This window comes from Paenibacillus sp. 05T425 (assembly GCF_056396205.1).
The window spans coordinates 189,896-212,345 of record NZ_JBFTLA010000009.1; the positions used below are offsets into that span (position 1 = coordinate 189,896).

A 22,450-nucleotide genomic window follows, 5' to 3' on the forward strand; every position below is an offset into this window, starting at 1 on the left:
CTTACAGCATCATAGCTCATTGAATCAGCGATTGGGCGCGTTTCTGCGCATCCTGCATAATGGAGGCCACATCGCCATCGCTCACGATCGCCTTCGATACGGAGTCATTCAGAATCGTTTCGATTTGTTTCCAGTTCGCGCCCGGATACGATACCCAAGGCTTCAGCGAGTCAAGCTGCTCCAGGTTCGGCTTCACGAGCGGATTCGCTTCTACCCAGCCCTTCAAGTAGTTCGGGTCTTCCACGATAGCCGGACGAAGCGGCAAGTAGCCGATCTCCGAAGTAATGATCGTATAACCGCGCTCGCTTGTCGCGAACTTCAAGAACTCCCATGCCGCTTGCTGCTTCGCTTTGTCATCCGTCAGAATGAACAAGGCGCTGCCCGAGTTGACCGGCGTCGTCGGTTTGTCGCCAAAGGCCGGCATTTTCGCCGTCTTCAGTTCCCAGCCTCCTGCTTGCGATGCGGCAACGAACGAGCTTTGAATCGCGCTTGTGAACAACAGCATGCCGAGCTTTCCTTGGCTGAACGCTTCCATCGCTTCCCCATCGTTCAGCTTGCTGTTGGCACCGCTCTTGATCAGGTCCTGCCACATCTCGATTGCGCCAATCGCTTCAGGCTCACCGAACTTAATCGTCTTGCGGTCGTCGGACAACGCTTGTCCGCCATTGCTTCCAATCAATGCTTGAATGATCCAGTCGCCGCCTGCCGCGCCGCCTACATGCGTGCCGGTAACGCCTGTTTTCTCACCGATCTGCAAACCGTATTCCTTCACTTGCTCCCAAGTCGTTGGAGGTACAGCCGGGTCAAGCCCCGCTTCTTCGAACAGCTTCGCATTGTAGAAAAGAACCGGCGTACTGAACGTGAACGGCAGGCCGTATGTTTTGCCGTTCAACTGGCCCAGCTTCATGCCGTTCGGCGAGAAGCCCTCGAAATTGCTTTGCAGTTCATCGGCCGCCACGATATCTTCAAGCGGCTTGGCATTAAAGTTGTTGACGGCGAAGTCGAGGCCGTCGAACGTCAATTGCGCGATATCGGGCGCCGTGCCCGCTACGATATCGGCTTGCACCTTGGCGTTAATATCCGTCGAAGCTACCGGAATGGCATCGATTTTAATGTTCGGATGCGCCTCTTCGAATTCTTTGATCAGCTTCTCCGTACCCGGAACCTGGCTGGCAATCGCTAGATTGTAGCTGTAGAACTTCAGCGTCACCTGCTCGGTCGATGCTGTATTGTCCGCTTTTTCTGTACTAGCCGAATTCTTATTTGCATTTGCATTTGAGCTCGTATTCGTGTTCGTACCGTTTGTATTGCTCGCATTGCCGCCACAAGCCGTTGCCAGCAAAGATAACGATACTAGCGTAGCAGCAGCTACTTTTTTGTAAGCCATGATTAACTCCATCTCCTTATTAGCCCTATGGGGCTTATATATTTACGGTCAGTTCGAAGTCATAGCGCTTTGGTTACGCATGCGCATGTGAAGCATCTATCTTCCATTCGTAAACGATTCGTTGGTCGCCTGCCATCGGCATCGGATGAACGACCATTTGCCCGTTCTTCACCAGCACGAGGTTATAGCCGCTGTTGTCGATGAATTTCATGCTGTCGTTGCTCGTCGGCTCGATCCCGAACGCGACGCCCGTCGCCGCAGCGCTTGGCACGCCTTGGAATATGCCGATATTGTTGCAGTGAATATGGCCCGACAGTAATCCGATTACATCCGTTCCTTCGATCGCAGCAGCCAAGTCTTGCGGATTGTCGAGCAGATGGCTGTCCATCATCGGCGTCAATGTCGGTACGACGGGATGGTGGTGGACGATAATCGTACCGATCGGAGCTGGCGTTGCAAGCTCCCCGCGAAGCCAAGAAAGCTGTTCTTCATCCAAGCGGCCGCCATGGATGCCTGGAACTTGCGTGTTCAGCACGACGATCCGAAGTCCGTCTTCCATCACGCTATAATAGTAGGACTCTTCCGTCGGCAGCTCTTGCAAATATCCTTCGCGGAAAAACGGACGGGAATCGTGGTTGCCCAGGGCAACATATACCGGTACGCCAAGCTTCGCTTTCTCCTCGTCCAGCACCGCACGAAGATGACGGTAGTCATCGACATCACCGTCCTGCGTCAGATCGCCGCTAATGACGACGAAAGCCGGCTTTTGGCTCAGCTTGCCGAGCTCCGCGAACGTTTCGCGTAATTTTTTCGTCGCGTCCATTTCGAATAACGGATTTTTGCCTGGAACGTTGATATGTGTGTCGGTCAGATGTGCGAAGAATATAGGTTGCATAATAATTAAGCCTCCTCGGAATACGAATGTGCTTGCGGTTTGTAATGGCTGATTTCTTGTACGCCTTCGAGATGAATGACGCGGTACGAAGGTTTGCCGTCACGTACATTGACCCATAAGAACAAGTTGTCGCTCTCCGGTCCGTTGCCATGCGCATGGCCGCCCGTTCTTCCGAGCTGAATACGCTCGCCATTGCCGACTACGGAATATTCCATGGCATGCAGATGTCCGGCGAACACCGTATGCGGTCGTCCGTCCAGCAGCTCCATCAGCTTGGCGTAACGCTTGTCTTCCGACTTCCAGCCTGGCTTATGCATGCTGATGAAGGTCCATTTCACATCTTTGTTCTCTTCGAGCACGCGTTCTGCGAACGCGAGCTGTTCATCGCTGAACGCTAGGTCGATGCGTCCCATTTCCTTGAGCTGCTCTGGCGACATGCGACTTACGATGTCATCGTAAAAGGCTTGCATATGCGCTTCCATATTTTCCGGATCATTTTGAACGTTGTAGGTTGCTTTTTTGATAATATCGATAAATTCATCGGACAGCTCAGTCGGCGGATCCTCTGTGTTGAGTACGAGGAACAACGCGTCTCCCGCCCGGAATGCGTAATATTCGAAGCCCTTGCGATCGCGCCATACATCCAGCATGACTTGATTGCCGTAATCATGATTGCCGACAACGTGGAAGAAAGGCACTTCCGTTGCTTTGATTTTTTCATCGATGTATTCCCACTCGGCTTCTGCATCGGCAGCGTCGCGCCAGTAGCCCTCGATCAAATCGCCGACCGAAACGACGAAATCCGGCTTTAAGTCTGCTACAACCTCGAGCGCTTTCTCGAATACGCCCGCTGTCGCCATGCCGCAACGGTCTCCCAATACCGCGAAAGAGAAATCTCCTGTTGCCAGCTCCGGCAGCTTGCCGAACCACGGACGCTTGTCCGTATTGAATCGTGCATCGTCATACCAAATTTCACCTGCATTGCGGATTGCTTGAACGATTGTCACTAATCTCTCTCCTCTCGGATCTTGCAATGAAAGAATCACTATCCGAGATCAGTATGCAGGTTGTATGTAAGTGGATTGTTATCGCAGTCTAAATGATATGTAAAAGACCATGTTCGCTTTACAAAACAAAAAAGGATGCCTGCGTAGGCATCCTTCACTCTTAAATAACGCCGCTCAGCATAAGCTGCTGCGTCGTATTCATATAATTTTCCTCGATCGCCGCTTTCGCTCCGTCATAGTCTTTGCGCTGCAGCGCTTGATAGATTTTGGCGTTCATGACATTCGCCCATTGTGGCTTTAACTGCGGAAACTGCTTGCGGAACGTGACCATCCGGCAGATGAACTTACCGCGATACGATTCAAGCACTTGAAGCATATAGTCATTGCCCATGGCGCTTAATATCGTCTCGATGCACATCAATGAATTATTGTAGTAGCCTAGAAAGTCGCCTTCCTCGCGGGAAATGTCCTGACGTTTCAAGTAAAGGCCAAGTGCTTCCACGTCGAAATGCAGCTCCCTTTGCTTCGCCATATCCAAGACGAACATCTGCATCGATACAAGCACTTCGAGCATTTGGCAAAACTGGCGGAACGAAATCTCTTTCACGAGCACGCCTCGTCCCTTGAAGCTCTCGACATGCCCTTCCTTCTCCAGCATCGCGATCGCAGCCCGGATCGGCGTCCGGCTCATGCCTAACTCGCTTGCCAGCTCATTCTCGGACAACAGCACGCCCGGCATGACTTCAGCGCGCACGATCCGCTCCTTGATTTGATTGTAAGCTTCCGTTTCCAATGAAGTCGCTCGCATGCTACCCTATCCTTTATTTTCATTTGGGAATTATCCTAACAAATAGGGAGCGCGATAGATAGTTAAGATATTGTAAAAGAATGGGGCATAACGGGAGATGCGTACGGGTGGACCGTGAAAAGCCATGCGGCGAGAAACAGCTCTATTCCATTAGTAGTGTCTTTTCATMGAACTAATTTCAGCTAACAGGTGGTTACATGCTCATTAGTTGCATTTCATCGATCTAATTCGCAGGTTCACGCCAAAAACACCAAATCCGCCTGATTAGTTGCCCGATATCGAACTAAACAGGCGAGGTTCCGCGTACAAGACTAATTAGTTGCCTAGAATGACACTATTGCCCGTTAGCTACCTTTTGGAGGGTAGCGCTTCCTGCCGTGGATGGTGGCTACCACCGGGTATATTGCTCATTAGTTGCATCTCATCGAACTAATTGGCTAATTCACACATAAACACCTAACAGGCCTTGCGGCGGGGAGGCTGGATGGAATAGAGCTGAAAACCAGCTCTATTCCGCCAACATTGGTGTGTTGAGCGCCAATAGATATAGAAACTATATATATTGGCGCGGATGGACGGCGAGAGCGGGCGTGAGGCGCCGCTTACAGCCGGATCTCGAACAGCCTAGCCGTTCGAGCGGCTGGGAGTGTGACCGTGAGCGAGCTATTAGCCGCGCTCCACGTCCAGTCCGTGCCCGCGGCGGGCGCTGCCGGATATGCGCAGCGAATCGCCGGTTCGGCGGAGCTGCCGTGCGGCGGCACGGGCAGCGGCAGCGTCACTTGCGCCGTCTCGCCGGCAACGCGCCAGACGGCTACATAGATGCGGTCGTCTCGGCGCAGCCCGAGACTGACCCACTCATCGCCGTGGCTCGGCAGGCCAAGCGGCCAGAACGGCAGCGCTTCGCGAATGTCGCCGCGAATCGTCTTATAATAATCGAGCGCCTCCTTCACCAGCTCGCGGCGGCGCGGGCTAAGCTCCGCGAGATGTCCGCTCTGATGGACGCGCAGCAGCAGCGCGTTGACCATGTTGAAGATGACCTCTTCATCATCGCCTTCGCGCAGCGGATACGACCAGATCGCCGATTGCTCCGGCGTAAGCGCGGCCGGCGAGCCGGCGGCAATCGCCGCATAATTGACGTAGTCTTCCTGATCGCTCGTCGACTGAATGCTGTGGCGGCTCAGCATCGCGTAATCCATCCGCATGCCGCCGCTCGAACAGTTCTCGATGACCAGCTCGGGATATCGCGCGAATATCGAATCCAGCCATTGCAAGTACGCCCGGTTATGCTGCAGCAATCCATCGCCCATGCTGTCCGAATCCGTCTCCGTCCCGATGCCCGCGTTGATGTTGTAGTCCATCTTAATGTAGCCGACGCCATAGTCCTCCACCAAGCGGCGAATAACCTCATCGGCATGGGCAATAACCGCGGGATTGCGATAGTCGAGCTGATAGCGGCTGCGATCCTTCACCCGTTTGCCATGCCGCATGAAGAACCAGCTGTCGTCCGTCTCCGCCAGCTTCGGCGAGTTAATGCCCATAACCTCAAGCTCCAGCCACAAGCCGGGGATAAGCCCTTTGCTGCGGATATAGTCGAGCACGTACTTGATACCTTCGGGGAAACGCTCCTCGGAAGGCATCCATTCTCCGACGCCATCCCACCATTCGCCCGGCGCGTACCAGCCTGCGTCGATACAGAAATATTCACAGCCGACATCAGCTGCTGCATCAATTAGCGGAAGCAGCTTTTCCGTCGTCGGCGAGCCCCAAAGGCAGTTCATGTAGTCATTGAAGATGACTCGCAGCAGCTTATTATCGTCATTTACACGGCGAATGGCGCGTCGATATTGCGTCAACTCCGCAATCGCCTGCTCGAAGCCGCCTTGCACCGCACCAACGGCTACAGGCACAGACTTGAATGACTCGCCAGGCGCAAGCTTTAGCCACCAATGATTGTCATGCTCCGTCGGACCGCTCAAATACAGATACATATGATCGTTCTGATCGGACATCTCCGCATGCCACGAACCGTTATGCTCAATCTGCCAGAATAGGCTGCTGCCGGCCTCCGTATTCTCCAGCACGCCCATCGGCAAGTTCTCGGCCGCCGACCATGAGCCCGTATTGCTGAAGGCAAGTCGCTTCGATCCGCGATCGGCTAGATGCGACAAGCCGATCTCCGGCAGCTTGTACGTCCGCCATTGCAACTCGCTCTGCCAACCGCTATGCGCCACCGTAAGATTCATCTTCTCATTCCGATCCAATATACCTTCCTTGTCGACACCTGTCAGCGCGAACGAGGACACGTACTCAATCGCAAGCTCTTCACCGCCGCCATTAACGAGCTCTACCCAACAACGAACCGTCTGAATGCCGTCATAGAACTGGTAGTGCTGCACCGCACGCAAGCCCGTCACCTCATCGACGAGCGTAACCGCGATCAGACGCCCATTCTCGTTGCGGTTATCCTCATGTCCGCCGTACACCATGCGCAGCCCCGGATATGAGGCGCGATGCGAGCGGCCATGATATTCGGCCCGATCCTCGCCGGTCAGCTGCAGCTCCAGCATGCGGAAGCCCGGCATTTGCTGGTCCGTAATCGAACCCGCTGTCAGCGGCGCTGATCCAAAATGCATCAGCCTCACATCACCGCTCTCCGTCACATCGAACACAAGGTACAGCCCATTTTCCACAATCGAATGTCTACCCGCCATAGTCCTTTCATCCTCCCATTCCACATCTAATAAAGAAAACCCAGCACTGCGAAAGTGCTGGGCTCTAACCTCATACGCTGCTGCCAATGCGGTCAGCTCTTATTGAGCGGAACCGAATTGTACCCACGCCTTCTGAATTTCGTCGATTGCAGCGTCTTTCTTTTTGCTGCCGCCGATGTAGGCTTGCATAAGCTCGCCGAATTTTTGGTGGAACGTATCGAGCGAGTAGTTGACTGTCAGGTCACCGGATTTTTCTGTTTTCAAAATTTCTTCCATTTGTTTCGGCATAACCAAATCAGGCAATGGAGCGTCCTTGATTGGCGGAATGACTTTCGCTACGTTCGAGAACCATTGTTTGCCGTAATCGGATGTGTACAACCAGTTAAAGAACTCGATTGTTTCTTTCGCTACTTTGGAATCTTTGTTGATGCGAAGCGCTTGGTCGGCGCCTGTAATCAGTTGGTTTTGTTCAGCCTTGTCGCTAACCGGGTAACCTACGATACCGATCTCGATGTCCGGACTGATTTTCTTAATCGCTTCTTCGTCCCATGCGCCCTTACCTGTCATGAATGCTGCTTTGCCCGTTGCAAAGTCGCTCACTTCGGCATTGCTGTCGCGCTCAAGCGGCTTGTTCGTGCCATGCTCAACCGTCGAATCAATGAAGTTGAAGAAGTTATCGTACAGTACAGGGTGATCCTTGAACGTCGTTTCGCCAGCGATGAACTTAGCAACCAATTCCTTCGGAGTTGTGCCTGCGTCTTCAGCAGCCGCGTTCACGAAGTTTTGGAAGATATGCTTCCATACCCACCACTCTTTGTACGCATTGGCGAACGGTGTAATGCCTTTCGCTTCAAGCTTCGCGATAGCGTCATTCATTTGAGCCGTTGTTTTCGGAACTTCTGTAATACCTGCATCAGCAAGCAGCTTCTTGTTGTAGATCATCATCATCAGGTTGCCTTTAACCGGCAATCCGAGTACTTTACCGTCGGAAGAGCTCATGTTGATCTTAACAGCGTCTGTCATTGCAGCCGCAAGCGGCTCGTTCGTCAGGTCGGCGCTGTATTCGGCGAATGTATCGATGTCGCCGCCGGCTGTTGTCTGGAATACGTCAGGCGTGCTGCCAGCCGCAATCTTCGACTTCAATACCGTGTTATAGTCAGCTTGCATAATTTCAAGGTTGATCGTTACATTCGGCTTCACTTTTTTGTATTCTGCAATGTAGGCATTGAATGCATCCGTGTATTCAGGCGATGCCGTGAACATATTAATCGTTACCGCTTTGTCCGAGTTGCCTTCTTCGCCGTTACCAGCGTTCGTGCCGTTATTTGTTTCATTGTTTTTGCCGCCGCAAGCGGCTAATATTCCGACGACCAGTACGAGACTGACCGACAGCGCGAGAAATCTTTTCAACATGGTGTTGCCCCCATTTCCCTCATTTGTTGTGGTCTTCGTAGCCTATTGTAAAGAAATCGCAATAGGATAAGAATGTACATAAGTGAATAGTTAAGGGTAAAAAAGTGTAGTTTGTCAGCGGTTCACTTTTTGCCACCTGCGCAGGCTTTGCTTATTCGTCCTGCTGCGCGGAACGAAATTCCGAGGGCGATAAGTTGTAATAGTTGCGGAACGCCTTGCTGAAATAGTTTTTGTCCTTGTAGCCCAGCATCTCGGAAATATCCTGAATCTTCAATGCCGAGTCGCCAAGCAGCTCCTTCGCCTTGTCCATCCGCACCTTCTGCACGTACTCGTGAATGCCGTAACTGAACTGCCCCTTGAACAGCTTCATTAAGTATTCCCGACTTAAAAAATATTTCTCGGCGAACATCGAAATTTTTATATCCTCGAAGTAATGATCGTCAATATAAGCCTTTATGTCGCCAACATCGAACGGCCCATTGGCACTCTCCGCCTTGCGAATCTGCTCGCTGTAATAATCGAGTATGCTAAACAGCAGTCTCTCGTACGACTCGAATGAATCGTAATCGGATGACAGTCCCATCGATCTGAGCGGATGCTCCTCGCCAATCGGAAGCTGCTCCTCCTTGACTCCAAGCTCCAAAGCCATATCGTTTAGCAAAATGACATATTCGGCCATAACGCGGTCTGAATCGCCGATCGTGAATCGCTCCGCTGCTTTCCACCGCTTCGTAAGCTCGCCTAGTACCGATCTTGCGTGCTGCGTGTTGCCGGCCTCCAGCGCCCCTCGAATAACGGCCATCCGGCTCGTAATCGACACCGATGAGCTGTCCCGCTCGCGCTCTTTGTCACGCTCGCGGATTCCTCCGTCTTTAAGCGAAACGGCGGACGACATCACCATCCCACCCTTCAGACGCAGTAGATCCATGCCGCTAATCGCAGCCTTCGCTCCCTCATAGGAGGAAGCTATATCGAGCGCGTCCGAGCAAGACTCTCCGACTCCGATGACAACGGTAATGCCGAACAGCTCCTGCAACGCAGAGGCTACCTTCTTCATCTGATGGAGGGAATGGTAGGCAATATCCTCGCGATATCCGCCGTTCATCGTTAGAACGGCAAGGATCTCACGCTCCTGCTTCGGATTCGCGAAGCTGAATGACTGGAAGCGGTCGCCCGCAATTTCGTTAAGCACGTTAGAGACGGCGAAGTGAAGCAGATCGGTATCGTTATGAAACCTTCTGCTCCGTACCCGCTCCATATCCAACACGCGCATCACAATAGCCGCGAATCGGTTATTGGGATCATCCGCCCCGATAAGCGGCAGGAACGCTTCATTCGACTGGCTCTTGAAGCTGCGCTCGATGATCGAGAGGTACACTTTCTCCTTGAGCTTCGGCAACGACATATTCAGTGTAATGTTGCGGTTGATGAACTCGCTCTCCCGCTTGCGCTTTGCTTCCAGAAGATCGATCGACTTGCGCAAAGCTTGGTTCAAGTCTTGCCTGTTGATCGGCTTGAGCAGGTAGTCCACAACCTTGGAATGGATGGCTTGTCTCGTATATTCGAAGTCGTTATAGCCGCTGATGACGATCGTAAGCAAGTCGGGATAGTCGCGCTCTACCACTTGCAGAAACTCGATTCCGTTCATCTCGGGCATCTTCATATCGACCATAACGAGGTCGATCCTGCCAGCCTCAAGCAGCTTCAGTGCTCCAAGCCCATCGGAAGCCTCAAGCACCTCGCTTACCTCAAGTCCCTTCCAATCGCCCAAAATCCGAATAGCCTCGCGCAGCGGCTCCTCATCGTCAACAATTAGTACTCTATACATAGCTGCCGCCTCCCCGCGGTAATAACATTTGCATTTCCGTACCTGCGTTATCCTCCGTCACGATCCGCAGCTCGGCTTCCTCGCCATAGAGCAGCTTCAGCCTCGTATGCAAATTTACGAGGCCAATGCTGTCGCCCGCATTATCGCCCTGCCGCTCGTCCCATTCCTTGCGGAACGATTCCCGCACCTGCTCCAGCCGCTCGGGGGTGAAGCCCGGTCCGTCATCATGGACCGATATAACCAAATGCTCGGCGTCCGCCCTCGCCCCGATACTTATCGTAACGGTGCTGGACACCTTCTCGAGCGCGTGCTTGATCGCATTTTCGACTAACGTCTGAATCGACAGCTTCGGAATCTCCAGTTCCATAAGGGAGTCGTCCCAGTCGTAAACGACCTGCAGCCTGCTCCCGAACCGCGCCTTCTGCAGCGCCATATACCGCTCGATATGCTGCAGCTCCTCGCGCGCGCGAACGATATCCTTGCCGCTGATTGCATACCTCAGCGTAAGCGCCAGCGCATCGATCATATCGGCGATGTCGAACCTCTCGCTTTTAAGCGCCTTGGTCGAGATCGCCTGCAGCGCGTTATATAGGAAATGAGGGTTGATTTCCGCCTCCAACGCCTTCAAAATCGCGTTTTTCTCCACAAGCTTCATCTTGTACCGCTCGTTAATAAGCTCGTTCGTCCGCCGTACCATTTGATTGAAATGACGGGATAAATAAGCGAGCTCGTCCTTGCCGACAACCTCCGTCTCGGCCTCGAAGTCACCATGACTGAACCGGTTCATCTGATAAGACAGCTTCTTCAGCGGCCGCGTAATCGCATTCGAGAAAAAAGTCACTAGGATGACCGCGAGCAGCAGGAATAGGAAGCCGATCAAGAAGTTTAAGTTACGCGTCGTTGTTGCTGCCGCATAGATTTGGCGATAAGGTATCGGCTTTACCAGCTGCCATCCATCCTGCTCGCTCGTATTGTAGACGACCAAATATTTTTGATCTCCCTGCGACCATGTAAACCGCCCCGATTTCCCGTCCGCCAGCCGCTCCAATGCTCCGTCCTGCTTCATCCGGTCGTAGAAGGACGGATCGTCCATAGCGAACGGAATATGATCATCCGGGCTAAGGAACATCAGATGCTGCCCCTCGCTGAACGGAATATCTTTGATAATGTCATCCTTCATCGAAGGATTGACATAGAACGACAGCACCGCGAGCGGTTCCCTCGACGCAATCGAACGAAGAACCCGATGATACGCCATGAAGCTGTTCGACGTATCCACCGGATACCCGGGCTTCGCGCCCGCCAGCTCGAATGATTGATAGGCGTGATTATTCGGACTGTCCATCGTATCTTGAAACCACGAGAGCCGTGCAATATTAGGATCGGTTGCCGTTCGCACCGTGACATTGTAGTTTTCCTTCGTAACGGCATAGTACTTGTCCTGTTCCACTACGTACAGGTAGATCGCCTCAAGATCTTTGCGCGAAAAATACAGGTTCCGCAAGTACTCCTCTACAAACATGCGGGACGCGTACTCCTCGGACTCGTGCATGATGGCATAGGACAGCTCGTCATAGTTGATTTGCGGCAGCGACAATTGCTTAATCCCGTTCAAATAATCCTCTAGATTCTGATTCACGAGCAGCAAATTGTTCGACGTACTCGCAATGCTGTTCGCAACCGACTCCTTCTGAAGCATCTGATACGAGATGAAGGTCAGCGATCCGACGACGAGTATAATAATGGTCGTAAATAGCACAATAAGCTTGTTCACAAGCCTTCGAGTCACAAGCTCGATCAGATTGGAAAATGTCTTGGATGCCCGATTGAACAAGGCTCATCCCTCCTTTTCGACAACAATGTCCGCTTTCGCATACCTGTTCACCTTTTTACCCCTAACTGTTTTCATAAATCCATTTTGACGCCCAAAGCGCTGCTTTATAATCGTACTTAGCCAAGCGCAAAAGGCTGTCGCAGTCTTTTATGCGCATCCGCCCAATATCTGCTCCTAATCATACAATAAAAGATTGTTTTGTATAGGCTTTGACTATTTCAGGCCTACATAAACGGTGACGAAAGAGGTGTACTCATGTTCAAATCTCTAGGCAGAAAATGGAGCGAGAAGCTTGAGTTCGGCATATTCACATTGCCCGTATTGATCTGTATCGCTATCGCATTTTATATTCCGTTCGCAATGACGATCCGTTACTCCTTAACGAAATGGAACGGCATTTCCAAGCACCCGACGTTCGTCGGACTGGATAACTTCAAGCAAATTTTCACAGGCGACGCCAACTTCGCCAGCTCCGCTTGGTTCACGATCAAATATGCGGTGCTGTATATCATCATCGTCAACGTGCTGGCGATTCTGTTAGCCGTTATTCTCGACATGAAGCTGAAGTCGTCCACTTGGCTGAGAGCGGCCTTCTTCATTCCGTACATTCTTAGCCTTGTTATCGTCGGTTTCATCTGGAAGTTCATTTTCATGCAAGGCTTCGAGTCGCTGTACAACAGTACAGGCTGGGGCGTCTTCAACTTAAGCTGGCTCGGCGAGCCCGGTCTTGCGTTCGTGTCCATCCTGCTCGTCTCGATATGGCAATCGATCGGCTTCTATCTCGTTATCTACATCGCTGGACTTCAGTCCGTGCCGGATGATCTGAAGGAAGCGGCGACCGTTGACGGCGCCGGACCGGTTAGACGATTCTTCAGCATTACGCTGCCATTGCTTGCACCGTCGATCACGATCTCCGTGTTCATGGCATTAACGAACTCCATCAAAGTATTCGACGTTATTCTGTCGCTGACCGGCGGCGGACCTGGCGGTACGACGTACAGTATCGCTTATGACATCTATCGCGACACGTTCCAGAACAATCTATACGGCTACGGCACGGCCAAAGCGCTTATCCTGTTCGTTGCCGTCCTGCTTGTCACTATCATTCAATTAACGATCTTCAAACGCAGGGAGGTTGAAGCTTAATGAAACGCAGCCGCCAAGGAAAAGCAGGACGGATCGTACTCGAGATCGTCATGGTCCTTCTATCGCTCGTCTTCCTGTATCCGCTATTCTTAGCCATCAACAACTCCTTGAAAAGCTTCGGCGAAGTTATGACCGACGTCGTTGCGCTGCCGAAGAAGCTTGTCTTCGAGAACTACTCGTACGTGTGGTCGTTCATCGACTATCCGAAGCTGTTCCTGAACAACTTCATCATTACGGGCGTCGGGCTGGCGGGTATCGTATTCGTCTCCTCGATCGCCGCTTATAAGCTAGCTCGTACGAAGTCGCGCACAAGCGCACTGCTCTACTTGCTGGTCATTATGCCGATGTTGATCCCGTTCCAATCGATCATGCTGACGGTATTGCAGCTTGCCAAGGACCTTAACTTGTCCGAAAGCACATGGGGACTCGGCTTGCTCTACTGGGGCTTCGGCGCGCCGCTGGCCGTGTTCATCTACCATGGCTTCGTGAAGGGTATTCCAAAAGAAATCGACGAGAGCGCTACGATTGACGGCGCTTCGGGCTTCCGCCTCTTCTTCAGCGTCATCTTCCCGCTGCTGAAGTCGGTAACGGCGACAATCATCATCATCGACGTGATGTGGATCTGGAACGACTTCCTGCTGCCGCTCCTTATGGTGAACGGCTCGCCGGATACGAAGACGCTGACGCTGGCCGCTTACACGTTCGTCGGCCAATACACGTCCGACTGGCAATATGCGATGACGGCTATGGTCATGGCTGTGCTGCCTTCGATCATCGTGTTCATCTTCTTGCAGAAGTACATCGTTAAAGGCGTCGTTGCCGGCGCTGTCAAAGGTTAACCTTAATAAAGAAGGCGTTCAGCCGGAGCTGTCCATAGTGGACTCCTCGCCGGTTGAACGCCTTTTTTTTGCCTTTTCCGCTAGCTTATGCTTTGCAATAACGGGATTTTCTCCAGCTACTTTTCCGCATATCGCCCTTTTATCACCGTTTAACTGGAGTTCCTCCCGTTAATCCTATGCATACGAGCCGATTACCTCTCTATACACCGAATTAGCGGGAGGATTTCCTTTTATTTATTGAAATAAGCTAAATCGGTCATGATTAACGGGATAAACTCCAGTTATTCTCTCCAGCTAGTTATCATCACGCTCCAGCACGACCGTTCGTCCGCCGAATATAACAATCCCTTTTTTCAAATGCGCTCCGAAGTGGTAAACTATTGATATTGTTGTCCATACAGAAAGGCGGAGAACCTATGGTACATACGTTTATTATCGCTCCCGACACATACACAAGCTTCGAGGATGAAGCGGACCTTATTGATCAATGCAAAGCTTGGGGGCTTCTGTCCGACAAGGCCTTGAAGAGCAAGTCCTATGCATACAAAGGAAATGGCAAGAACCTAACTTGCACCATCGCCGGATACGTCGATTCCTATACGGCCGTTATCCAATTCGACGATGGACAGCTCCACTGCGTCCATCCATCATATTTAAAGGAAATGCAGGCTTCCAGCTATGGCCAGAAATCGTCTGCCACAGCAACGACGAGCGACGAGCAACCGGCTGCGGATGAAGCAGCGGCTGAGTTCTCGGAGGCTGTCGAAGCTGCGATCGAGGCAACGCCAGAGCAAGCTGTCCCTGCTGAGCCGGCTGCCGCAGCATTCCCGCCTATCGAGGATATATCCGATGAGCCTAAGCCGAAGGCTAAGGAGAAGACGTCCAAGAGAGCACCTAAGCTTGCACTCCCTGAAGAGAAGGTCAAGATGACCGCGACGGTCCAGGAATTCACGACTGTACCGAACAACTTCTCCGACACCGAGGATGAGGTTATTATTTACGAGGCGGTTGCGATCATCGATCCTGCACTGGAGGTCGGCGTCGCATGGTCCAGCCATAGCAATACGCTTAAGAAGCTGGAGCTTGAGGTCGGGGATACGCTCACTTTCGAATGCAAGATCGTAGCCAAGAAGCTGACGAAACATCCTGTCCCTTACAAAATCAATAATCCTGCCAAAATCCAAAAGGTACAAGCCTAGATACTTATTTACGGCTGCTGCAAAGAGGGATAACGGTCCGCCATCGGCCTCCGTTCCCTCTTTTGCTGCCGCCAGTTACATCCTCTTCCTCAGCTTGCTGTTCGCCGATGCCAGCCTAAGTATACCGTAGCCTATGAATACGAATAACAGCAAGTAAACGATCCATAACCATACGAAAGCCGTCGATCTGAATTGAGGGATATTGATCAGGATAATCGGAAGCTGGAGGAAGCTAACGAGAAACAGCATGCCCATCATGCGATTATTGCGATCGATCCGCGATTGATTGTCGGAATAGATTTCAGGTCTAGCTTCATCGGCCCCGTATGCTTTACGCCAAACATACCAACCGGCTCCCTCATAAGTGAGCTCCCAGCCGGCATCTTCGAAGAGACCTCTATACCCATCATCTTGTGTCGTTTGATAATCGACCCCGTAACGAATCCGTCTTGGCTCCCCTTTTACGAATTCAAAACGGGTCGCATTCCGACTCATCCGCACCAGATGCCAGCCTTCGGCCTCCATTTTCTCAATCCATGATTCAATTTTGTCCGTCTGCCAGCCTGACCACCAGCGGGTAACCAGCTTCCTATTGCTTTCGGTATTACGCATCCAGCTTCCCCTCCACCTTCAACGAATTGTTATACAGTTCGCCTATTCGGGCAATCTCCTGCTTAAGCAGCGCTCTTCCGCTATCGGTAATAAGATAGGACTTCCTCCGATTCTCCTCATGCATAACGGTTATCAAACCGTCCTTCTCCATCCGCGATAAGCTGCCATAAACAGTTCCTGCCCCTAGGCTTATCCGTCCCTTGGTCAGTTCGTCGACATCCTGCATAATGCCGTACCCGTGACGAATCTCCATCAAGGAGAGCAGTATATAGTAAGCCGTCTCTGACATCGGCAAGTAGCTTTTCAACAGCTCTTCCAACTTCACGCTTCTTCACTCCCCTGTATATCACCATCCGTTGTATCACGACGTGATATATCTTGATGTGATTGTATCACGACGTGATACAGTACACAATAGTTTCCGGCACAAAAAAACGAACCACTGCACTGCAGTCGTTCGTCATCATTTTATTTATAAGCTTACCTTCGACTGTATTTCGCTTGAAACCGATCGTTTGGAGTGCACAGATAGATGATGCCTTCAATTAATCCGATAATACCAGGAATGAACGTCCAGCAGAACAGCAAATAGACAATTCCCCAGCCCATGCTGCCCAAATAAAACTTATGTACGCCCAATCCACCAAACAATATCGCAAGTATTCCAGCTAATACTTTATTCTTTTCGTGTACGTATGAATTGTATTGCTACTGGCCCGCCGATTGCTGGGTATACGGCTGTTGGGTATATGGCTGAGGCTGTGATTGTGTATGGGTCGTCTGCACATCGAAGCTCCATTTAATGACTATTCCATCTTGGCTCGCAGTCGTCTGAATGGATTGCGAGGATTGACCACTCTGACCTTCCTCGAAAAATTGCTTAATCTCTCTTTCTACCTGTTCGTTTGTTGCAGCAACCTGCGTGCCGCAATACGCGCAAGCCTCTTGCCCCTGCTCAATCGGCGCCCCGCATGAGTTGCATTTAGCCTATAATTAGCCTCATTGTATAGTAAATACGGACAGACTGACTAGTATTCGTATGAAAATATCTTATTGACGCATCTATGGTCATTCGACTCTATAATCCGATTCCTAACAAATAAGCCTGCTCGCGGAATGAAGCTCCCGTAAGCAGGCTTATTTCAATATGGACTAATATAGCTTGCCGGAGAACGGCATCACATTCGGTTGGTTCGGTTGCTTCGCTTGATGCATCTGATGCATTTGGTTTGCTTGGTGCATCTGATTTGCCTGATGCATTTGATTCGCTTGACCTTGCATCATCTGATTAGCCATTGGCGCATCTGCTGCACTCTCGATGTATGTCTTCTGACAACCCATATGAGAGATACGAGGAATATGAACTTCCGTACCCGCTTGAAGACTTTGGCCAGCAAGATGAGGGTTTGCTTCGTCCAAAATCACTTTAGGAATATTGTACATGTGGGCGATCTTATCCATCGAGTCTCCCGCTTGCACCTGATGCTGAGCGACGAACATATCATTGTCGATAATAGTGCCGTCCTCACGGAAGAACGGGAAGAAGAACGGCGAGAAGAAGAAGAACGGGAACAATGCACGGCCAGGGAAGAACGGGTGGGGGAACGGACGGAAAGGTCTGCGGAATCCACCGCCGAATCCACCGCCGAAACCGCCAGGAACAAAACCACGATCCATAAATGAAACCTCCAATATTCGATATAGTCATCTGTCTATATAACATATGGGCTATTGCTCATGGTGTGCTCCTTGTGATTGAAAATGGGCTTGTTTGGTTCATCCCCCCTGTCCGGCCAGCTAAAGCTTCTGCTCGAGAACGCTGCGCGTGACCTTAGTAACGAACCGTCTTGGAAATAAGCGAGGGGCTTGTGCCAGAAGCCAGTTCTGAAAGCCAGGTATCACGAACGTCTTGCTTCGCATCAACGCACGGTAGCCGATCTCGGCTACTTTATCAGGGCGTCATAAGCGCCTCCTGCTTCGCTACCTTCTGATTCTCCATCTTTGCCCGCCGGAAAAATTCCGTTCCCGTTGCTCCCGGGCATAACGCGGTGACACTTACCCCGGTTCCTTGCAGTTCGCTTGCGACAGCTTCCGTGAGAGACAGTACGAACGCCTTGGACGCCGAATAATTCGCGCTTAACGGACAAGCGTAAAACGAAGTCGTTGATCCAACATTAAGGATGCGGCCGCTTCTGCGCTTCACCATATCCGGCAGGAACAGCATCATAAGATGCGAAAGTGAATGAACATTAAGCTGGATCATATCCAGCTCGGAGCGGACGTCCATTTCATGAAGCAGACCGAATGAGCCGATACCTGCATTGTTTATCAGGATATCAACAGGAATCTGTTGCTGCTTGAGCTCCTTGTACAACCTTTCAGGGCCGCTGCCGTGCGCCAAGTCTACAGCTATGCAGATTTCGCTCAAGCTGTTCGGCAAGCTCACTCCCTTTCTCCGCGTTGCGCGATGCGAGAATCACGCGACAGCCCTTCCTTGCAAACAGCTCGGCGAATGCTTTGCCGATTCCGCTGGACGCTCCTGTAATAAGCACGTTAGACATCATTAAATGACCTCCATTGTTGTTTATTTAACAACCAAATAATTAAATAACTAGATATTTAGTTATTTAAGCGGTGAAAAAAGCTCCGGTTGGAGCTTCGTAAACATATATCCGCCACTTCAATAGCCTAAACCATTAGCAAGTGCCGCTCGCTGTCCTACTCGGATGCCTCTGTCTTGCGCACGATAATTTGCTCTGTCGTACTCAGAAACGCCTTCAGTTGCACAACGGATGCTTCAATATCCAAGCAGTAGTATATTTCAGTCGCTACCTTGTTCGACGAGATGAGCTTCGCTTGGCGCAATATTTTCAAATGATGGGATATAGCTGACCTGGACATTGGCGATCGCTCGACGATTTGGGCGACGTTCAACGAATCATGTTTGGTAAGCATCATAATAATGTCCTGCCGAATCGGGTCGGCAAGAGCAAGAAAAATCGGGCTGCATTCCCTAAGCTGCTGATGTACGATGTTCTCTAACTGTGCAGTATCGGCGGATTCCATTCTGTCTTCTCTCCATATCGGTCATATAACCAAATAATTAGTTATTTAATCGTAATATAACCGCAATCCGATTAAAAGTCAACATATGGAATTTTTCCGTCATTTCGATTACAATCACTTTGCCATTACAAAAGCGAGGAGTGAGTTCATCTTGCTAAAAGCGGTTCTGTTCGATCTCGATCTCACCTTGCTCGACCGCGATGCTTCCGTTAAGCATTTTGTCAGCCATCAATATGATCGGTACTTTGCAGCTCTGCAGCATATACCAAAGGAAGCTTACATAGAGGCTTTCATTGAGCGGGATGCGGGAGGTTATGTCTGGAAGGACGTTGTCTACGCACAGCTAACAAGCCAGTTCAACATAGTAGACATCACGCCGGCGGAGCTGCTGGAGGATTATGTTACGCAGTTTCACCAAAGCTGTATCCCTTACCCCGGTCTTATAACCATGCTGGATACGCTCAAAAAAGAAGGATACTCGCTTGGGCTTATCACGAATGCTATCGGTGATTTCCAGCATCGCAATATACAGGCTATTGGAATCGAGCCTTACTTTGATGCTATATTGATCTCAGGTTGGGAAGGGATTAAGAAGCCCCATCCGGATATTTTCCTACGGGCGCTAGATCGGCTTGGCGTACAGCCAGAAGAAAGCGTCTATATTGGCGACCATCCGTTAAACGATGTTGAAGCCGCTCGCCTTATTGGCATGAAAAGCATCTGGAAAAGCCATGCCCGCTGGGAACAGCCCGCGCAAGCAGATGGTTTCGTTCATGATTTGCTCGATATACCCGCACTCATATCCCGTCTCTAACCATGACGACCCCTGGAAGGAGTCCAGCTATGATGGATTTTCAGAACGCTTATACGACTTACCATTCCTTGCTGCAAGCGATCGCTTACCGCATGACCGGCTCTTTGGCTGATGCCGAGGACCTCGTGCAGGACGTATTCATCGAGTACAGTAAGCTGCAGACGGACGATATCACCCATCCGAAAGCTTACTTAACCCGTATGACGACCAATCGATGCATCAACTATATGCAATCCGCCCGCATTAGGCGCGAGCAATATGTCGGTACATGGCTTCCCGAACCTCTTGTCAGCTTCACCACGGGCGGCAGCGATGATCCATCGGATCTCTATGATCATACGGAGACCGTATCCTACGCCCTGCTCGTCATGCTGGAGCAATTGTCTGCTGTTGAGAGAGCCGTGTTCATCCTTCGCGGTTCATTCGACTTCGATTACAGCGAGATTGCCGATATACTTGGCAAATCGGAAGCCAACTGTCGCAAAATATTTAGCCGCGCTAATGATAAGCTGCATCAACAATCGCCTGTTCTCCCGGATAATACGGCACAGGCAGTACCGCTTGCGACCGCGTTCCTCGCGGCTGCGCGAGGCGGAAGCGTCGATGCGCTCGTCAGCCTGCTCGCTGAAGACGCGCTGCTTACATCCGACGGCGGCGGCAAAGTACGCGCCGCGATCTTCACGATTATCGGCAGAGAACGCGTGCAAGCATTCCTCGAAGGCGTATCCGCAAAAGGTTTCTTCGGGGAATCGCAAAGCATGGCGCTTATTAACGGGCAGCCGGGCATCGTCTTCTATCGGGACGGCCGTCCGCTTAAGGCTATCAGCTTCAAGCTGGATGCTGCCGGGGAACGGATTGAACATCTCTATATCGTACTCAATCCGGATAAATTACAACGGATTGGGTAACCTGTCACAAACGGAGCTCCTGCATTGTCTTATTAGTGAGACAGTCAAAATAACCGGTGCAGAGCCGGAGAGGAGCCTATACGATGGAACAAAGAATGAATTTAGCCGGTGAAATTCCAGCAGGATACAAAGCAATGAGCGGTCTTGAAGCTTATATACAATCAACGGGCATCGAGAAATCGTTATTGGAGCTAATCAAGATCAGAGCGTCGCAAGTTAACGGTTGTGCCTTCTGTATCGATATGCATACAAAGGATGCCCGCAAGGCAGGCGAAACGGAGCAGCGCATCTACATGCTAAACGCTTGGCGCGAAGCGCCGTTCTACAGCGACGCGGAGCGTGCGGTGCTTGCGCTGACCGAAGCGGTTACGCTCGTGACGCAAGGACATGTACCTGACGAGGTATATGCGGAAGCTGCACGCCACTTCGATACGAAGCGTCTAGGCGAGATCATCATGGCAATTGTTACGATCAACGCTTGGAACCGCATCGCGATCTCCACTCGCATGATGCCGCAATAAACATTTCATTGCGTCAGCAAAGCGATCAGGGCTTGACCCCGAACACTTTACAGCCTACTATAGTCAGAGGCATACCGCGATCATGCATTGCGGTATGTCTCTTTTCTACATAATTAGGAGGTGACCTCATGATTCAAGTGAAAGAATTCATCGATACCGATGCCGTGTTCGCCGAGAAACGCGCGAATGAATTTCTAGCCGAGCTGCGTGACGATCAAGTCGTTAATATTTGCTACGGTTCCATGATTAAGACAGCTACGTCCGGCAATGCGTACCAGCGCAGCACGATCCTGATCGTGTACAAGAAAGACGCAGAGTAATGATGCGCCTAGATTGAGAAAAACTCCTATCGGAGCACTTCGAGGAAGTGCGACCGCGTTTAAGCGGAAGTTTTTATCGCCAATCAGAATGATCTCCTTTACGCTTTATCGCTGTAAAGCACTTACACTTCTGATGTGGTATATAAAGGTGTTCGTATGAGCAATTCGCATACAAACACCTTTTTTCGATTTCCTGCTTTATTTCACTCCGAGCCGCAGCCGATAGCTGAACAGCACGTCAAGCTCCTGTCCGGCAAAATAACGCTCGGCAACCTCGCGGAACTCCGCCAGCTCCTCGTCCAGCGCATTCGAGCCTTGCTTCTGTACGACTCGAACGCCGCCTTGGCTAAGCGCAATGCCTACGTAACGGTCCGCATCGCAGCGCTCCATGTTGTGGAAGACGATCTCCCGCGCATACTTAAACTTGCCGCTCGCCCGAATGCGTCCCAAGTGCTGCTCTTTGTCTGCCTTGACTGCCCGATCCTGCTCTGGAATCAGCTCGGCAATAACGGTTTCCGACTTCGCGATCAGCCGCTCGTATGCCGCCTCGACCTCCCAGTGGATGACAGGCGGCCAATCGCAGTCATACACCGCGAACACGCCTCCCTCCTTCAACACGCGCCCCACCTCATTCAGCGTTCCTACCGGCTCCATCCAGTGGAAAGATTGCGAGCAGGTCACGATATCGATGCTCTCATCAGCGAGCTCCAGCTGATCCGAGTACCCTTTTACGAACGAGATAGGCTCTACCTTATCCGAATCCGCAGTCAATGCCAGCTTACTGGTCGCCTTGCCCCGCATATCATCGTTCGGCTCGACGCCGACAATCCTGTCGGCATGTCCCTTCCATATGAATGTGGACAAGCCCGTACCGCAGCCGAGATCGGCAATCGCATGAGGCCTTCTCCCGAGATAAGTAGTCAGCAGTTCGACAACCTTCTGCGGCGCCTCCGGGCGATAACGGTTATAGTCGTCCTCGAAGCCCGAGAACCGGTTGACGTTATTTTGGATAATCGAATTTGAATGCATGGCTAACAGCACCTCCGTCTCTAATTCTTCACCCTTATTATGGATATCTGTTGCCTTCTTTGCAAGAGTCCGTATATGATAAAAACCCGCCAGCACGGCGGGTTCATTCATAA

The 22,450-nt window shown here is 51.3% G+C and carries 20 protein-coding genes and 3 pseudogenes; 7 read left to right on the top strand and 16 right to left on the bottom strand.

The annotated features are described in order from the left end of the window. Positions 1-16: 16 nt before the first annotated feature. The 8 genes from AC1DF0_RS21385 to AC1DF0_RS21420 all read right to left on the bottom strand — a co-directional run bounded on the left by AC1DF0_RS21385 (position 17) and on the right by AC1DF0_RS21420 (position 11,883). Positions 17-1,387, bottom strand: a complete 1,371-nt coding sequence (locus AC1DF0_RS21385) for an ABC transporter substrate-binding protein (protein ID WP_477575246.1) — start codon at positions 1,385-1,387, stop codon at positions 17-19. A 73-nt stretch (positions 1,388-1,460) separates the two neighbouring features. Then, complete coding sequence (locus tag AC1DF0_RS21390; RefSeq protein ID WP_477575247.1) at positions 1,461-2,282, bottom strand: metallophosphoesterase family protein; 822 nt, start codon at positions 2,280-2,282, stop codon at positions 1,461-1,463. A gap of 5 nt (positions 2,283-2,287) precedes the next feature. Next, on the bottom strand, positions 2,288-3,289 hold the full coding sequence (locus AC1DF0_RS21395; RefSeq protein WP_477575248.1) for a metallophosphoesterase family protein: 1,002 nt from the start codon (positions 3,287-3,289) through the stop codon (positions 2,288-2,290). A gap of 160 nt (positions 3,290-3,449) precedes the next feature. Further along, the gene (locus tag AC1DF0_RS21400) at positions 3,450-4,097 is read right to left on the bottom strand and encodes a GntR family transcriptional regulator (protein WP_477575249.1); all 648 of its coding nucleotides are present in this window, start codon (positions 4,095-4,097) and stop codon (positions 3,450-3,452) included. Between the two features lie 602 nt (positions 4,098-4,699). Beyond that, on the bottom strand, positions 4,700-6,808 hold the full coding sequence (locus tag AC1DF0_RS21405; RefSeq protein ID WP_477575250.1) for a glycoside hydrolase family 36 protein: 2,109 nt from the start codon (positions 6,806-6,808) through the stop codon (positions 4,700-4,702). 99 nt (positions 6,809-6,907) lie between these two features. After that, entirely contained in the window at positions 6,908-8,221 is a 1,314-nt protein-coding gene (locus AC1DF0_RS21410) for an ABC transporter substrate-binding protein (RefSeq protein WP_477575251.1), read from the bottom strand. A 151-nt stretch (positions 8,222-8,372) separates the two neighbouring features. Beyond that, entirely contained in the window at positions 8,373-10,049 is a 1,677-nt protein-coding gene (locus tag AC1DF0_RS21415; protein ID WP_477575252.1) for a response regulator, read from the bottom strand. Continuing rightward, positions 10,042-11,883: a cache domain-containing sensor histidine kinase gene (locus AC1DF0_RS21420; protein WP_477575253.1), complete on the bottom strand. Its 1,842-nt coding sequence runs from the start codon at positions 11,881-11,883 to the stop codon at positions 10,042-10,044. The genes AC1DF0_RS21415 and AC1DF0_RS21420 overlap by 8 nt, the downstream gene beginning before the upstream one ends. A 255-nt stretch (positions 11,884-12,138) precedes the next feature. Between AC1DF0_RS21420 and AC1DF0_RS21425 the strand changes: the two genes are divergently transcribed. The 3 genes from AC1DF0_RS21425 to AC1DF0_RS21435 all read left to right on the top strand — a co-directional run bounded on the left by AC1DF0_RS21425 (position 12,139) and on the right by AC1DF0_RS21435 (position 15,067). Further along, positions 12,139-13,029 (top strand): carbohydrate ABC transporter permease, encoded by an 891-nt coding sequence (locus AC1DF0_RS21425; protein ID WP_477575254.1) that lies wholly within the window; start codon positions 12,139-12,141, stop codon positions 13,027-13,029. Continuing rightward, positions 13,029-13,868 carry a carbohydrate ABC transporter permease gene (locus AC1DF0_RS21430; protein WP_477575255.1) on the top strand — a complete coding sequence of 280 codons (840 nt, stop codon included), beginning with the start codon at positions 13,029-13,031 and terminating at the stop codon, positions 13,866-13,868. Before AC1DF0_RS21425 ends, AC1DF0_RS21430 begins: the two co-directional genes overlap by 1 nt. Before the next feature lie 416 nt (positions 13,869-14,284). Continuing rightward, a complete protein-coding gene (locus AC1DF0_RS21435) occupies positions 14,285-15,067 on the top strand; it encodes a hypothetical protein (RefSeq protein ID WP_442048485.1) in 783 nt (260 codons plus the stop codon). A gap of 75 nt (positions 15,068-15,142) precedes the next feature. On the opposite strand, the gene AC1DF0_RS21440 is transcribed toward AC1DF0_RS21435, so the two are convergent. The 7 genes and pseudogenes from AC1DF0_RS21440 to AC1DF0_RS21470 all read right to left on the bottom strand — a co-directional run bounded on the left by AC1DF0_RS21440 (position 15,143) and on the right by AC1DF0_RS21470 (position 18,745). Next, positions 15,143-15,679: a DUF2812 domain-containing protein gene (locus AC1DF0_RS21440; protein ID WP_477575256.1), complete on the bottom strand. Its 537-nt coding sequence runs from the start codon at positions 15,677-15,679 to the stop codon at positions 15,143-15,145. Beyond that, the gene (locus tag AC1DF0_RS21445) at positions 15,672-16,004 is read right to left on the bottom strand and encodes a PadR family transcriptional regulator (RefSeq protein WP_442048483.1); all 333 of its coding nucleotides are present in this window, start codon (positions 16,002-16,004) and stop codon (positions 15,672-15,674) included. Before AC1DF0_RS21445 ends, AC1DF0_RS21440 begins: the two co-directional genes overlap by 8 nt. A gap of 155 nt (positions 16,005-16,159) precedes the next feature. Continuing rightward, positions 16,160-16,372, bottom strand: a pseudogene (locus tag AC1DF0_RS21450) (TM2 domain-containing protein); the annotation flags it as partial. Between the two features lie 15 nt (positions 16,373-16,387). Further along, positions 16,388-16,657, bottom strand: a pseudogene (locus AC1DF0_RS21455) (hypothetical protein); the annotation flags it as partial. 174 nt (positions 16,658-16,831) lie between these two features. Next, entirely contained in the window at positions 16,832-17,356 is a 525-nt protein-coding gene (locus AC1DF0_RS21460; RefSeq protein ID WP_477575257.1) for a LysM peptidoglycan-binding domain-containing protein, read from the bottom strand. Positions 17,357-17,630: 274 nt separating this feature from the next. Then, positions 17,631-18,243, bottom strand: a pseudogene (locus tag AC1DF0_RS21465) (SDR family NAD(P)-dependent oxidoreductase). A 154-nt stretch (positions 18,244-18,397) separates the two neighbouring features. Beyond that, entirely contained in the window at positions 18,398-18,745 is a 348-nt protein-coding gene (locus AC1DF0_RS21470) for an ArsR/SmtB family transcription factor (RefSeq protein WP_477575258.1), read from the bottom strand. Between the two features lie 151 nt (positions 18,746-18,896). Between AC1DF0_RS21470 and AC1DF0_RS21475 the strand changes: the two genes are divergently transcribed. The 4 genes from AC1DF0_RS21475 to AC1DF0_RS21490 all read left to right on the top strand — a co-directional run bounded on the left by AC1DF0_RS21475 (position 18,897) and on the right by AC1DF0_RS21490 (position 21,308). Next, on the top strand, positions 18,897-19,559 hold the full coding sequence (locus tag AC1DF0_RS21475) for an HAD family hydrolase (protein ID WP_477575259.1): 663 nt from the start codon (positions 18,897-18,899) through the stop codon (positions 19,557-19,559). Positions 19,560-19,588: 29 nt separating this feature from the next. Beyond that, positions 19,589-20,467: an RNA polymerase sigma-70 factor gene (locus AC1DF0_RS21480; RefSeq protein ID WP_477575260.1), complete on the top strand. Its 879-nt coding sequence runs from the start codon at positions 19,589-19,591 to the stop codon at positions 20,465-20,467. Between the two features lie 83 nt (positions 20,468-20,550). Then, positions 20,551-20,988, top strand: a complete 438-nt coding sequence (locus tag AC1DF0_RS21485; protein ID WP_442048476.1) for a carboxymuconolactone decarboxylase family protein — start codon at positions 20,551-20,553, stop codon at positions 20,986-20,988. Positions 20,989-21,116: 128 nt separating this feature from the next. Then, the gene (locus AC1DF0_RS21490) at positions 21,117-21,308 is read left to right on the top strand and encodes a sporulation protein Cse60 (RefSeq protein ID WP_337102852.1); all 192 of its coding nucleotides are present in this window, start codon (positions 21,117-21,119) and stop codon (positions 21,306-21,308) included. A gap of 198 nt (positions 21,309-21,506) precedes the next feature. Here the strand turns inward: AC1DF0_RS21490 and AC1DF0_RS21495 are convergent, their stop codons facing one another. Further along, positions 21,507-22,337 (bottom strand): class I SAM-dependent methyltransferase, encoded by an 831-nt coding sequence (locus AC1DF0_RS21495; protein ID WP_442048475.1) that lies wholly within the window; start codon positions 22,335-22,337, stop codon positions 21,507-21,509. Between the last annotated feature and the right edge of the window lie 113 nt (positions 22,338-22,450).

What these genes read in the sequence shown, in the direction of transcription:
- AC1DF0_RS21385 (WP_477575246.1), bottom strand. Translation starts at nt 1,387, where the DNA reads ATGGCTTACAAAAAAGTAGCTGCTGCTACGCTAGTATCGTTATCTTTG.
- AC1DF0_RS21390 (WP_477575247.1), bottom strand. Translation starts at nt 2,282, where the DNA reads ATGCAACCTATATTCTTCGCACATCTGACCGACACACATATCAACGTT.
- AC1DF0_RS21400 (WP_477575249.1), bottom strand. Translation starts at nt 4,097, where the DNA reads ATGCGAGCGACTTCATTGGAAACGGAAGCTTACAATCAAATCAAGGAG.
- AC1DF0_RS21405 (WP_477575250.1), bottom strand. Translation starts at nt 6,808, where the DNA reads ATGGCGGGTAGACATTCGATTGTGGAAAATGGGCTGTACCTTGTGTTC.
- AC1DF0_RS21410 (WP_477575251.1), bottom strand. Translation starts at nt 8,221, where the DNA reads ATGTTGAAAAGATTTCTCGCGCTGTCGGTCAGTCTCGTACTGGTCGTC.
- AC1DF0_RS21415 (WP_477575252.1), bottom strand. Translation starts at nt 10,049, where the DNA reads ATGTATAGAGTACTAATTGTTGACGATGAGGAGCCGCTGCGCGAGGCT.
- AC1DF0_RS21425 (WP_477575254.1), top strand. Translation starts at nt 12,139, where the DNA reads ATGTTCAAATCTCTAGGCAGAAAATGGAGCGAGAAGCTTGAGTTCGGC.
- AC1DF0_RS21430 (WP_477575255.1), top strand. Translation starts at nt 13,029, where the DNA reads ATGAAACGCAGCCGCCAAGGAAAAGCAGGACGGATCGTACTCGAGATC.
- AC1DF0_RS21435 (WP_442048485.1), top strand. Translation starts at nt 14,285, where the DNA reads ATGGTACATACGTTTATTATCGCTCCCGACACATACACAAGCTTCGAG.
- AC1DF0_RS21440 (WP_477575256.1), bottom strand. Translation starts at nt 15,679, where the DNA reads ATGCGTAATACCGAAAGCAATAGGAAGCTGGTTACCCGCTGGTGGTCA.
- AC1DF0_RS21460 (WP_477575257.1), bottom strand. Translation starts at nt 17,356, where the DNA reads ATGGATCGTGGTTTTGTTCCTGGCGGTTTCGGCGGTGGATTCGGCGGT.
- AC1DF0_RS21470 (WP_477575258.1), bottom strand. Translation starts at nt 18,745, where the DNA reads ATGGAATCCGCCGATACTGCACAGTTAGAGAACATCGTACATCAGCAG.
- AC1DF0_RS21480 (WP_477575260.1), top strand. Translation starts at nt 19,589, where the DNA reads ATGATGGATTTTCAGAACGCTTATACGACTTACCATTCCTTGCTGCAA.
- AC1DF0_RS21485 (WP_442048476.1), top strand. Translation starts at nt 20,551, where the DNA reads ATGGAACAAAGAATGAATTTAGCCGGTGAAATTCCAGCAGGATACAAA.
- AC1DF0_RS21490 (WP_337102852.1), top strand. Translation starts at nt 21,117, where the DNA reads ATGATTCAAGTGAAAGAATTCATCGATACCGATGCCGTGTTCGCCGAG.
- AC1DF0_RS21495 (WP_442048475.1), bottom strand. Translation starts at nt 22,337, where the DNA reads ATGCATTCAAATTCGATTATCCAAAATAACGTCAACCGGTTCTCGGGC.